The following is a 12,494-nucleotide window of genomic DNA, read 5'->3' as shown; positions in this document are numbered from 1 at the left end:
TCTTCCCGGAGGAGAGACAAACATGACCACCCACGACGCCTGCCGCCTTTACTCCGATTGGAACGAGAAGGACGGCGTGATCGAGCTGACGCTGCAGAACACCGGTCCCGTCGCGCTCAGCGGGGCGAAACTCGCCACGACCTCGCTGTTCCGCATCCATCCCGAATGCGAGATCGAGGGCGCGACGCTGTGCGGGCAACTGTCGAACTATCACGTCTTCGCGCAGCCGAAGGACGCGCAGCTCCGGCCGGGCGAACGCTGGGTCATTCGCGCCAACCGGCTGAGCCATGTGCTGCGTCACTACACCTATGGCGTCAAGAGCGCCTTCATGGTTCTCGAAGACGGTTCGACCGTGCCGGTGGCCGTGGAGCCGATGACGCGCAACGGCCTGACGGGCGCGCCGCGATGGGAGACGACCGGCCGCCATTCTCTGCCCGAAGGCGCGGAACCGCTTTCCGTCATACCGGCGGTTCTGCATGCCGATGTCGAAGGCTTCCGCGACCCTCTCCTGCCGCTGGTGATCTCGGCGGATGCGCCCCTGCCGGCGCAGAAGGCGTTTTCCGCCGTCCGCGCGCTGGCGGCACGTCTCTTCGCCGGCGACGAACCGCTTTACTGCCATGGCGAAGGGCATGCCGTGGCCGCCGAAAGCGACCCGGCCCTGCCCGACGGAGCCTACCGCATCGCCTTCGCTCCGGCCGGGATCACCCTTACCGCCGCCGGCGAGGACGGCTTCCGCCACGGCCTTGTCACGCTCGGGCAGATGCTGCGCGGCGCGCGGCTCAGGCCCGGCGATTTCGCGCTGCCTGAAACCGGCACGATCGACGACAGTCCGCGCTTCGGCTGGCGCGGCGCCCATCTCGACGTGGCGCGCCAGTTCTACGCCATGCAGGACATCATCGACTTCCTCGACTGCCTTGCCTGGAACAAGCTGAACCGCTTTCACATGCATCTGAACGACGACGAGGCGTGGCGCCTGGAGATCCCGGGCTGGCCGGCGCTGACGGAGAAGGCGGCCTTTCGCGGCGTCGGCGAGATCCTGCCGCCACTGCTCGGCGCGCCCGCGGAGAGGACCGGCGGTTTCTACACCGGCGACGACATCCGCGCGCTGGTCGATCACGGTGCGGCCCTGGGCATCGAGATCATCCCCGAGATCGACGTCCCCGGCCATTGCCACTGCGTGCTGGAGGCGCATCCGGAACTGCGCGATTCCGGCGAGACCGGAATCTACCGCTCGATACAGTACTTTCCGAACAACGCGCTCAATCCGGCCGTCGAAGCGACCTGGGATTTTCTCGGCAACGTGTTTGACACGCTGGTCGAGCTGTTCCCGTCCCGCTACATCCATGTCGGCGGCGACGAGCTTGCCGACGGTGCCTGGATGGGATCGCCGAAAGCCATCGCGCTGGGTGAGCGGCTGTACGGCAAGGCCGAGACCTTCACCCTCCAGTCGCATTTCCTGAAACGCGTGCAGGCGATGCTCCGCGAGCGGGGCCGCGACACTGCCGCATGGGAGGAAGCAGCACTCGGCGGCGGGCTGGAGATCGACGGCGTCCTGCTGATGGCGTGGAAGGAATCGAAATCCGGCCGCGCGCTCGCCGAACAGGGCTATCAGGTCGTGCTCACGCCCGCCCAGCACTACTATTTCGACATCGCCCGTTCGACCGAGTGGTGGGAGCCCGGTGCGAGCTGGGCCGGCACCGTGCAACTCAGCGACACCTACCACTACGATCCGGGCAGCGACTGGCCGGAAGCGCTCAGGGCACAACTTGCCGGTGTGCAGTCCTGCCTTTGGTCGGAGAATCTGTCCATGCCGGGACTGTTCCGCCATCTCGTCTTTCCGCGTCTTTCCGCCATGGCGGAGGGCGCCTGGTGCGCCTCCGAGCGAAAGGATTTCGAGCGGTTTCTCGCCATCCAGGACCTGATGCCGACATCGGCCAAGAGCTGAAAAACATTGGTCTGGCCCAGTTCTGAGAGGACGCCGGCACGGCATTTCGCCTGAGCCGGCGCTCCGCCATTCCCTGAACCTTCCCAACGGGAGCGGTCCGCCGCTCCCGCTTTGCCTGCTGGCGCCCTTACCGGTGGTTGCTTGACAAGCACAAGCAGGCGCATTGTTATTCTTCAATTGTAAAGTCTATTCCATAATTACGAAAAGGGGACAAGCAATGCGTCCATCAACGTTTGCCTTTCTTCTCGGCGCAGCGGTGCTGGGGCTCATGCCCGCCGCGTCGGCCCAGGAGAAGGGCGGGGTCATCGACGTCGCAACCATCGGCGAACCGCCGACACTCGACGCCATGGTCAGTTCGACCGACATCGTCGGCATGATTTCGCAGCACATCTTCGAAACCCTGTTCACCTTCGACAGCGACTGGAACGTGGCGCCGCTTCTGGCCAAGTCGCTTCCGACGATCTCCGACGATGCGCGAACCTATACGATCACGCTGCGCGACGGCGTCAAGTTCCACGACGGTTCCGTGATGGCGGCCAGCGATGTCGTCGCCTCCCTGAAGCGCTGGATGGTCGTCGGGGGCCGCGGCAAGCAGGTCGCCGAGAACGTCGCCTCCGTCGAGGCGGTCGACGGCAACGCAATCCAGATCACGCTGAAGGAACCCTATTCCCCGCTGCTCTCGCTGCTCGCCTTCAACAACTCGGCGGCGATCATCATTCCGGAGAAGACGATCCCGCAGGACGGCGGCGTCACGCCGCTGGCGACCTTCGTCGGCACCGGTCCCTACAAGCTGCAGGAGCACAAGCCGGACCAGTACATCCAGCTCGTCCGCTTCGACGACTACAGCATGCGCGACGAGGAGCCTTCCGGCTTCGCGGGCGCACGGCACGCCTATCTCGACGAGATCCGCTTCGTCCCCGTGCCGGACATCAACACCCGCACCGAGGGCGCCATCGCCGGCCAGTTCGCCTTCGCCGACACGCTGCCGGTGGAATCCTACGAGCGTCTCGAGGCGGGCAAGAGCGAACCGGTGCTGCTGGAGCATTTCGGCTGGCCGATCTTCGTGATGAACACCAAGGAAGGCCTGCTCAGCGACATGCGCGTGCGCCAGGCCCTGCAGGCCGCGCTGAACACCGGCGACATGCTGGCCGCCGCCTTCGGCGACACCAAGTTCTATGCGGTCGACGGCCCGATGTATCCGGCCAACTACGCGTGGCGGACGGATGTCGGCGTGGAGCTCTACAACCAGGGCAACGCAGAGAAGGCGAAGGAACTGCTCGCCGCCGCCGGCTATGACGGCAAGCCGCTGCGCATCCTCACCTCGCGCCAGTACGAGTTCCATTACAAGATGGCCCTGGTCGCCCAGGCCTATCTCGAACAGGCCGGCTTCAAGGTGGACATGCAGGTGGTCGACTGGGCAACCCTCGTCCAGCGCAACAAGAAGCCTGACCTCTGGGAGATCTTCATCACCCACAGCCCGTTCCTGCCCGAACCGGCGCTGAACTTCATCCTGTCGAAGTCGGCCGGCGGCTGGTGGGATTCGCCCGAGAAGGAGAAGGCGATGGCCGCCTTCACCAGCACCAGCGACCTGGAAGAGCGCAAGGCGCACTGGGAAGAGATCCAGAAGCTCATCTTCGAGCAGGCGCCCATCGTCAAGGTCGGCGATTTCGCCTCGCTCTCCGCCAAGTCTCCGGCGCTGGAAGGCTTCCGGCCAAGCCCGTGGCCGGCGTTCTGGAACGTTTCCCTGAACGACAAGCAATAACGGGCGGTACAACTCAGGCGGAGCCGTCCTCGCGGCGGCTCCGCTCCTTTTCCAGGCATCGGCAACAGGCGGGCGGACGCGAAATGAGCATTTCGACCTATATCGACGGGCTTTTCTCCGAGTGGAACAACGCGCAATCGCCCGGGATGATCGTTGCCGTCGCGCGGGGCGACGAGGACCTTCACCGCGGCGCCTACGGCATGGCCGACCTGGCGCATGCCGTCCCGATGGACTTCCGAACCGTCACGCGCATCGCCTCGCAGAGCAAGCAGTTCACCACGCTGCTGACGCTGATGCTCGAGCAGGACGGGCTTCTCTCGCTCGATGACGACATTCGCGACCATCTCGACTACCTGCCCGACTACGGCGCCCGCGTGACGGTCCGGCATCTGGCCAACAACACCAGCGGCCTGCGCGACATTCTCGACATGATGATCATCGGCGGAACGCCGATCACCGCGCCCTCCTCGCGCGATCTCGCACGGCGCACGGCCAGCCGCAGCGCCGCGCTGAACTTCGCGCCGGGCACGGAACTCCTCTACAGCAACACGAACTTCCTGTTTCTCACCGAGATCCTGGAGAAAGTATCCGGCCAGCGCTTCGAAACCCTGCTCGCCGAACGGCTGACCGGGCCGCTCGGCATGGACGACACGCGCCTGATGGTGCGCGACGACGCGATCCTGCCCCGGCTCGCCGTTCACCACCGGCGCGGACCGGACGGCGGCTGGCTGCGCGCCGCCTGGGGCATCGCCATCGGCGGCGAGGGCGGCCTCGTCTCCAGCGGGGACGACATGCTGCGCTGGCTGCGCCATCTGGCGCGGCCGACCGTCTGCGACCCGGCGCTGATCGCCCGCATGGAAGCGCCGAGCGCGACCATCCACGGCCTGCCCTCACCCTACGGGTTCGGCTTGATGAGCGCCGTTTGCGCGGGACATCGCTGCATCGGGCATGGCGGCTGGATTTCCGGTTCACGCTCCCAGTCGCTGCGCTTCCCCGATCAGGACATCGCCATCTCCATCCTGTCGAACCACGACGATTTCTCCCCGGTGGTGCTGATGGAGAAGATCGCCGCGCATGTGCTCGGCGACAGGAGCACCAGGGCCGCCACGCGTCCCGCCGCCCTGTCCCCGGGAGCCTACCGGCAGGCGGATGGCGACGAGATCTTCATCATCGACGACGGCGACAGGCAGCAATCGCTGACCACGGGCATGGGGTCGGCGCCGCTTGTCGAAAGCCCCGAAGGCCGCTGGGTGCCGCATTCGTCGATGCCGCCGTTCGAGCTTTCCGCCGGCAAAGACGGCACGGTGGTCACCGAGCATTTCGCCCGCCAGAGGGTTTTCCGTCCGGCCGGGGCCGGCGCTCCTCAGACGCTGAAGGACGGGGCCGCCTATGCCTCCGCGACCGAGGGCCTCTCCGCGACCCTGGAGCGGAACGGGGACGGGTGGCGGCTGCGTCTGGACTCCGCCGGCGACGCCAGCCTCCTGCGGCTGGAACATCGCGACGGGACACTGTTCACGGCGCATCCCGCCGAGACGGACCCGCATGACCAATGGCGCTTCGCGCCCTGGGTGCTGCCCTGGCTGTTCACCGTGCGGATCGAGCCGGACCGGCTGGTGATCAACAGCGACCGCACCCGCAACCTCGTTCTCGACGCCCGCTGAGACCTCAGATGCTTGACTTCTCTCACCCATTGCGTACTATTCTCTTATAACAAATTAAATTTCATAATAAGGGAACAACAGAGAGAGGAGAAGTCATGCATCGTTTCAAGATCGCCCTCGTGCTCGGCGCCGCGGCGCTCAGCCTGACGGCACCGGCGACCGCCCAGGAGAAGGGCGGCGTCATCAAGGTGGCGACCATCGGCGAACCGCCGACGCTCGACCCCATGACGTCCACCGCCGACCTGGTCGGCATCATCACGCAGCACATGTACGAGACGCTCTACACGTTCGACGCCAACTGGGCAGCGACGCCGCTGCTCGCCGCGGAACTGCCGGAAGTCTCCGGTGACGGGCTCGTCTACACGATCCCGCTGCGCCAGGGCATCACCTTCCACGACGGGTCCGACATGACCGCCGAGGACGTGGTCGCCTCGCTCGAGCGCTGGATGAAGATCGCCACGCGCGGCAAGCAGACGGCGGAGCGCATCGCCGGCATCGAGGCGGCGGACGACCACACCGTGCGCATCACGCTGAAGGAACCCTACGCGCCGCTGGTCTCGCTGCTTTCGCTGAACAACTCGGCGGCCATCGTCCTGCCGTCCGAGATCGCCGGCGAGGACGAGATCAAGGAACCCGTAGGCACGGGCCCCTACAAGATGAAGGAACGCAAGCCCGACCAGTACATCGATCTGGTGCGCTTCGACGAGTACAAGAGCCGCGACGGCGAGCCGAACGGCTATGGCGGCGGGCGCATGCAGTATGCGGACGGGATCGTCTTCACGCCGGTGCCCGATCCGAACACGCGCGTCGAAGGCGCAGTGGCGGGCCAGTACGACTACATCGATTCCATACCGGTCGAATCCCACCAGCGGATCGTCGACGGGCGTACCGAACCGGTCATGCTGGCGCCGTTCGGCTGGCCGGTGTTCGTCATGAACACCAAGGAAGGCGTCAATTCCGACCTCAAGGTCCGCAAGGCGATCCAGGCGGCGCTTGCCCCGCAGGACATGCTGATGGCCGCCTTCGGCACGGAGGATTTCTTCAAGGCCGAGGGCGCCATGTATCCGGACAGCTATGTCTGGCATACGGAAGCGGGGACCGACGCCTACAAGCCGGGCGGCGACACCGAGGCGGCCAAGGCACTGCTCGCGGAATCGAGCTATGACGGCTCGCCTCTGCGCATCCTCACCTCGCGCCAGTACGAGTTCCACTACACGATGGCGCAGGTGGCGGCCGAGTATCTGAAAGCCGCCGGCTTCGACGTGCAGCTCGACGTGGTCGAGTGGGCGACGCTGACCCAGCGGCGCACGGATCCGGCGCTGTGGGACATCTACATCACCCATTCGCCCTTCCTGCCCGAGCCGTCGCTGACCGGCATCATGTCCGACTCCTCGCCGGGCTGGTGGGTTTCCGACAACAAGCACAAGGTGCTCGCCGCCTTCAACTCGGAAGCCGACCCGGCGAAGCGCGCCGAACTGTGGGCGGACGTGCAGCAGGCCGTCTACGACGAGGTTCCGGCCTACAAGGTCGGCAACTTCAACGCCGTCGGCGCCCAGTCGCCGAAGCTGAAGGGCATGCGCCCCGCGCCGTGGCCCTATTTCTGGAACGCCTGGCTGGAGAAGTGACCACAAATGGCTGGCGCTCGCCCCTCAGCCTTACCCTCTCCCCGCGTGCGGGGAGAGGGAGACCTCCACGTCAAAGTCATCCTCCTTCTCCCCGTTTGCGGGGAGAAGGTCCCGGCAGGGGGATGAGGGGCGAAAGCGACGCTAACTGATACAATGTGCGGCGGAAGACGCCGCCAACAAGAAAAGAAACCGATTGAAACGCCCATGATACGCGCCGCACTCAACCGCCTGATCGGCATGCTCACGGTGATGCTCCTCGTGGTCACCATCGTCTTCGTGATCGTGCGCGTCACGCCGGGCGACCCAGCCGCCGTCATGCTCGGACCGGAAGCGACCGCGCAGGACATCGAGGATCTTCGCGCGCGCCTCGGCCTCGACGGCTCGCTGATCGAGCAGTTCGGCTCGTATGTGGCGGGCATCGCCCAGGGCGACCTCGGGCAGTCGATCTTCCTCGGCCAGTCGGTCGGAACCGCGCTCTGGCAGCGCGCCGAGCCGACCTTCTTCCTGACCGTCTTCTCGCTGCTGATCGCCATGGTCATCGCCCTGCCGGTCGGCATCGCCTCGGCCTACTGGCGCGGCTCGCTGTTCGACCAGACGATGACGACGCTCGCCATGCTGGCCGCCAGCGTGCCGAGCTTCTGGCTCGGCCTGCTCCTGATCCAGTCCTTCGCCGTCAGCTTCGGCTGGTTCCCGGCGTCGGGCTATGGCGGCCCCGGCACGACCCTGCTGGAACGCCTGCACCACCTGGTGCTGCCGGCGGTTACGCTGGGCGTGGTCAGCTCGGCGCTGATCATGCGCTTCACGCGCGCCTCGATGCTCGACGTGCTCAATGACGACTATGTGCGCACGGCCCGCTCCAAGGGCATGACCGAGTGGCGGGTGGTGTTGAAACACGCGCTCAAGAACGCCCTGATCCCGATCCTCACCGTCATCGGCCTGACCGCGGCGCTGCTCATCTCCGGCGCCATCGTCACCGAGACCGTGTTCGGTCTCCCCGGCGTCGGAAACCTCATCGTGTCGGCGGTGCTGAGGCGCGACTATCCTGTTATCCAGGGGGCGCTGCTGATCGTCGCCGGGCTCTACGTCCTGGTGAACTTCCTGATCGACATGCTGTATCTCCTCGTCGACCCAAGGGTGCGTTACTGATGGCCGGAACCGTTTCCATAGCGGGCCAGGAGCCCAATCTCATGATGCGGCTCGTGTCGCGGCCGACGGCGCTCGCCGGCCTCGTGGTGCTGGTCGTCGTCAGTCTGGCGGCCCTTCTTGCCCCATGGCTCAGCACCCATGCGCCGGGACAGCTCTCCATCGTCAACCGCCTCACGCCGCCGGGCAGCGCCTATCTGATGGGCACGGACGATCTCGGCCGCGACATCTTCTCGCGCGTGCTCTATTCGGGGCGCACCTCGCTGATGGTCGGCTTCCTGGTGGTCGGCGTCGCGTCGGTCATCGGCATCTTCCTCGGCCTGATCGCCGGCTTCTTCCGCAAGGCGGACGCGCCCGTCTCGCGCCTGATCGATGCCATGATGGCGTTTCCCGACATCCTGCTCGCCATCGCCCTGGTGGCCGCACTCGGTCCCTCGGCGGCCAATGTCGTGCTGGCGCTCGGCATCGTCTACGCGCCGCGGCTGGCGCGCGTTGTGCGCGCCTCGACGCTGGTGATCCGCGAACTGCCCTATGTGGAGGCCGCCCGCGCGCTCGCCGTGCCGACGCCGGTCATCCTCGTCCGGCACGTGCTGCGCAACGTCACCTCGCCGCTCCTGGTGCAGGCGACCTTCATCTTCGCCAACGCGATCCTCGCCGAGGCGGGGCTCTCCTTCCTCGGGGTCGGCATCTCGCCCGACATTCCCACCTGGGGAACGATGATCTCCACCGGGCGGCAATTCATGAGCACGGCGGGCTGGATCATGCTCTTCCCCGGCCTCGCCATCGTCGTCACCGTGCTGGCGCTGCAGCTTCTCGGCGACGGCCTGCGCGACCTGCTCGACCCACGCCTTGCAAAGGACATCTGATGATCGGCAACCAGTTCAAGACCGCATCCTCCCCCCTCCTCGTCCGCAAGGCGAAGATGATCGGTTTCGGCATCGCGGAAGGCGAGACGCTCGACATCATGATCGGCGCCGACGGACGCATCGCCGAGATCGCCGCCTCCATCGCGGCCGGCCCGGAGGTCCGCACCGTGGACGCCGGAGGCGCCTACCTGTCGCCGGGCTGGATGGATCTGCACGCCCATGTCTGGTACGGCGGCACGGACATCTCCATCAAGCCGGCGCAGGCGGGCGCGGAACGCGGCGTCACCACCATCGTCGATGCCGGTTCGGCGGGAGAGGCCAATTTCCACGGCCTGCGCGAGCTGATCATCGAGCCGGCGCGCGAGAACATCTACGCCTTCCTCAATCTCGGCTCGATCGGCCTCGTCGCCTGCAACCGCGTGTCGGAGCTGATGGACATGCGCTCCATCGACATCGACCGCATCGCCCATTGCATCGAAGCGAACCGCGACGTGATCGTCGGCCTCAAGGTGCGCGCCAGCGCCGTCATCACCGGCGGCTGGGACCTGACACCCGTGCGCATCGCCAAGAAGATCGGCCGCGTGCTGAAGCTGCCGCTGATGGTGCATGTGGGCGAGCCGCCGCCGCTCTATGACGACATCCTGGCGCTGCTCACCGAGGGTGACATCGTCACCCATTGCTTCAACGGCAAGTTCGGCGGGTCGATCCTCGAGGACGAGGACCTCTACACGCTGGTCGAGCAGGCGGCGGCGCGCGGCGTCGTGCTCGATGTCGGCCATGGCGGCGCATCCTTCTCCTTCGACGTGGCGACCGCGGCGCTGTCGCGCGGCCTGCCGCCGCACACCATCTCGACCGACCTGCACAACCGCTCGATGGACGGCTCGGTCTGGGACATGGCCACGACCATGTCCAAGCTCCTGTCGCTCGGCATGAAGCTGGAGGATGTCGTCACCGCCTCCACCACGCGGCCGCGCCAGGCGATCCGCCTGCCGCATGAGGGGCTGCTCGCCGTCGGCAAGCCGGCGGAGTTCACCGTCTTCGAGATGGAGAAATCGACGCTGGAGGTGAAGGATTCGAAGGGTGCCGTCAGCCGCCTGAACGAGCTCTTTGCGCCGCGCCACGCCATCCTCGGCGCCGAGGCGGTGGCCGCCAGCCGCTACCAGCCGGCCGAGGGCGCCGCCATCCATTCCTGTCCGCATTGCGGATGGGCGCTATGACCACGCTGCCAGCCGATACGATCCTCTCGGTACGCGACCTGCGCACCTGGTTTACCACCAAGCGTTTCACCGCCAAGGCGGTGGACGGGGTGACCTTCGACCTGAAGCGCGGCGAGACGCTGGCCGTCGTCGGCGAAAGCGGGTCGGGCAAATCCGTCACTTCGCTGTCGATCATGGGGCTGGTGTCGAAGCCGGGCGGCATCGCCGGCGGCGAGATCCTGTTCCGCGACCGCAAGGAGCGGGTGCACGATCTGGCGCGGCTTACCCCGAAGGCGTTCCGCGCCATGCGCGGGCGGGAGATCGCGATGATCTTCCAGGAGCCGATGACCAGCCTCAACCCGCTCTACACGGTCGGCGACCAGATCGGCGAGATGATCGCCCTGCATGAACCGGTGTCGCGCCAGGAAAAGCGCAGGCGGGCGCTGGAGATGCTCCAGCATGTGGAGATTCCCGACGCGGCGAACCGTCTCGACGACTATCCGCACCAGATGTCCGGCGGCATGCGCCAGCGCGTCATGATCGCCATGGCGCTGTCCTGCAACCCGTCGCGATGATCTTCCAGGAGCCGATGACCAGCCTCAACCCGCTCTACACGGTCGGCGACCAGATCGGCGAGATGATCGCCCTGCATGAACCGGTGTCGCGCCAGGAAAAGCGCAGGCGGGCGCTGGAGATGCTCCAGCATGTGGAGATTCCCGACGCGGCGAACCGTCTCGACGACTATCCGCACCAGATGTCCGGCGGCATGCGCCAGCGCGTCATGATCGCCATGGCGCTGTCCTGCAACCCGTCGCTCCTGATCGCCGACGAGCCGACCACGGCGCTCGACGTCACCATCCAGGCGCAGATCCTCGACCTCCTGCGCCGGCTGCAGAAGCAGTTCGGCATGTCGATCCTGTTCATCACGCACAATCTCGGCGTCGTCGCGGAGATCGCGCACGAAGTGGTGGTGATGTATGCCGGCCGCGTGGTCGAGCAGGCGCCGGTGGGCGACCTGTTCGCCCACCAGAAGCATCCCTACACCAGGGGCCTGCTCGCCTGCACGCCGCATGCCAAGCGCGATATCGGCGAAAGCGGCGAGCGCAAGGCGCTCTATTCCATCTCCGGTTCCGTGCCGCCGATCACCGCCCTGCCGCCCGGCTGCGCCTTCGCGCCGCGCTGCGACTACGCGGTCGAGGCCTGCAGCGTCGTCCCGCCGGGACTGATGGACGCCGGGCCGGACCGCCTGTCGCGCTGCCTGAGGAGTAACGAACTGTGAGTGTCGAGACCGTGCTGAACGACAAGGACACCGAGGCTCCCCTGCTCCGCATCGAGGGCCTGACCAAGCGCTTCACCGGGCGCGGCGGGCGCACCGTCCATGCGGTCGAGGATGTCAGCTTCGCGATCCGACGCGGCACCACGATCGGGCTGGTCGGCGAATCGGGCTCCGGCAAGACCACCGCCGGACGCGCCATCCTGCGTCTGATCGAGCCGACCGCCGGCAAGGCGGTGTTCGACGGGGTGGACCTCTTCGCCCTGCCGGAGCGCGAGCTGCGCGCCTATCGCCAGCGGCTGCAGATCATCTTCCAGGATCCCTTCTCGAGCCTCAACCCGCGCATGCGCATCGATGCGATCATCGGCGAGGCGCTCGACGCGCGCGGCTTTCCGCGCGGCGCGAAACGGCGCGAGCGCGTCGCCGAGCTTTTGACCCTTGTCGGCCTCTCGCCCGACCATGCGCGGCGTTTCCCGCACGAGTTCTCCGGCGGGCAGCGCCAGCGCATCGGCATCGCCCGGGCGCTGGCCGTCGAGCCGGACTTCGTGGTCGCCGACGAACCGGTCTCCGCGCTCGACGTGTCGGTGCAGGCGCAGGTGCTCAATCTCCTGAGCGACCTCCAGAAGCGGCTTGGCCTGACCCTGCTCTTCATTTCGCACGACCTGTCCGTGGTCGAATATCTCTGCGACGAGGTGGTGGTGATGTATCTCGGCCGCGTCATGGAGCGCGGGCCGGCGCGCCAAGTCTACGCCGAACCGCGCCATCCCTACACGAAGGCGCTGCTCGCCACGGCGCCGGTGCCCGACCCCACGGTCCGGCGCGTCCATGTGCCGCTTGCCGGCGACATTCCAAGCCCGCTCGACCCGCCTTCCGGCTGCGTCTTCCGCACGCGCTGCCCGCATGCGATCGAGGATTGCGCCAAAGCAGTGCCGCCGGCCGAAACCGTGGGCGAGAACCATGCCGTGGCCTGTATCCGCCACAGCGAACTCGCCGCCGCCTGACAGAACAAAGACAGATGATCAT

The 12,494-nt window shown here is 66.6% G+C and carries 9 protein-coding genes and 1 pseudogene; all 10 read left to right on the top strand.

Features of this window, described 5'->3' with window-relative positions:
* The first annotated feature begins 22 nt into the window (after positions 1 to 22).
* The 10 genes and pseudogenes from NA2_RS04535 (at position 23) to NA2_RS04490 (ending at position 12,472) form a co-directional block, all read left to right on the top strand.
* The gene (locus tag NA2_RS04535; RefSeq protein ID WP_008594676.1) at positions 23 to 1,945 is read left to right on the top strand and encodes a beta-N-acetylhexosaminidase; all 1,923 of its coding nucleotides are present in this window, start codon (positions 23 to 25) and stop codon (positions 1,943 to 1,945) included.
* Positions 1,946 to 2,162: 217 nt separating this feature from the next.
* Entirely contained in the window at positions 2,163 to 3,707 is a 1,545-nt protein-coding gene (locus tag NA2_RS04530) for an ABC transporter substrate-binding protein (protein ID WP_008594675.1), read from the top strand.
* Between the two features lie 83 nt (positions 3,708 to 3,790).
* Positions 3,791 to 5,368, top strand: coding sequence for a serine hydrolase domain-containing protein (locus tag NA2_RS04525; RefSeq protein WP_008594672.1), 1,578 nt, complete (start codon positions 3,791 to 3,793; stop codon positions 5,366 to 5,368).
* 95 nt (positions 5,369 to 5,463) lie between these two features.
* The gene (locus NA2_RS04520; RefSeq protein WP_008594670.1) at positions 5,464 to 6,993 is read left to right on the top strand and encodes an ABC transporter substrate-binding protein; all 1,530 of its coding nucleotides are present in this window, start codon (positions 5,464 to 5,466) and stop codon (positions 6,991 to 6,993) included.
* Positions 6,994 to 7,197: 204 nt separating this feature from the next.
* Complete coding sequence (locus NA2_RS04515) at positions 7,198 to 8,139, top strand: ABC transporter permease (protein WP_008594668.1); 942 nt, start codon at positions 7,198 to 7,200, stop codon at positions 8,137 to 8,139.
* Positions 8,139 to 9,002: an ABC transporter permease gene (locus NA2_RS04510; RefSeq protein WP_040676764.1), complete on the top strand. Its 864-nt coding sequence runs from the start codon at positions 8,139 to 8,141 to the stop codon at positions 9,000 to 9,002. The genes NA2_RS04515 and NA2_RS04510 overlap by 1 nt, the downstream gene beginning before the upstream one ends.
* Complete coding sequence (locus NA2_RS04505) at positions 9,002 to 10,219, top strand: amidohydrolase/deacetylase family metallohydrolase (protein WP_008594663.1); 1,218 nt, start codon at positions 9,002 to 9,004, stop codon at positions 10,217 to 10,219. Before NA2_RS04510 ends, NA2_RS04505 begins: the two co-directional genes overlap by 1 nt.
* Positions 10,207 to 10,773, top strand: a complete 567-nt coding sequence (locus NA2_RS04500) for an ATP-binding cassette domain-containing protein (RefSeq protein WP_081582607.1) — start codon at positions 10,207 to 10,209, stop codon at positions 10,771 to 10,773. The genes NA2_RS04505 and NA2_RS04500 overlap by 13 nt, the downstream gene beginning before the upstream one ends.
* Positions 10,764 to 11,477 (top strand): annotated as a pseudogene (locus NA2_RS04495) (ABC transporter ATP-binding protein); the annotation flags it as partial. The gene NA2_RS04500 and the pseudogene NA2_RS04495, both read left to right, overlap by 10 nt.
* Positions 11,474 to 12,472 carry an ABC transporter ATP-binding protein gene (locus NA2_RS04490; RefSeq protein ID WP_008594661.1) on the top strand — a complete coding sequence of 333 codons (999 nt, stop codon included), beginning with the start codon at positions 11,474 to 11,476 and terminating at the stop codon, positions 12,470 to 12,472. The pseudogene NA2_RS04495 and the gene NA2_RS04490, both read left to right, overlap by 4 nt.
* The last annotated feature ends 22 nt before the right edge of the window (positions 12,473 to 12,494 follow it).

Origin of the sequence: Nitratireductor pacificus pht-3B, from assembly GCF_000300335.1 — a bacterium.
GTDB lineage: Bacteria > Pseudomonadota > Alphaproteobacteria > Rhizobiales > Rhizobiaceae > Nitratireductor > Nitratireductor pacificus.
The sequence above is the reverse complement of the archived record's forward strand: the minus strand, read 5'-3'. Positions and strand labels throughout refer to the sequence as shown.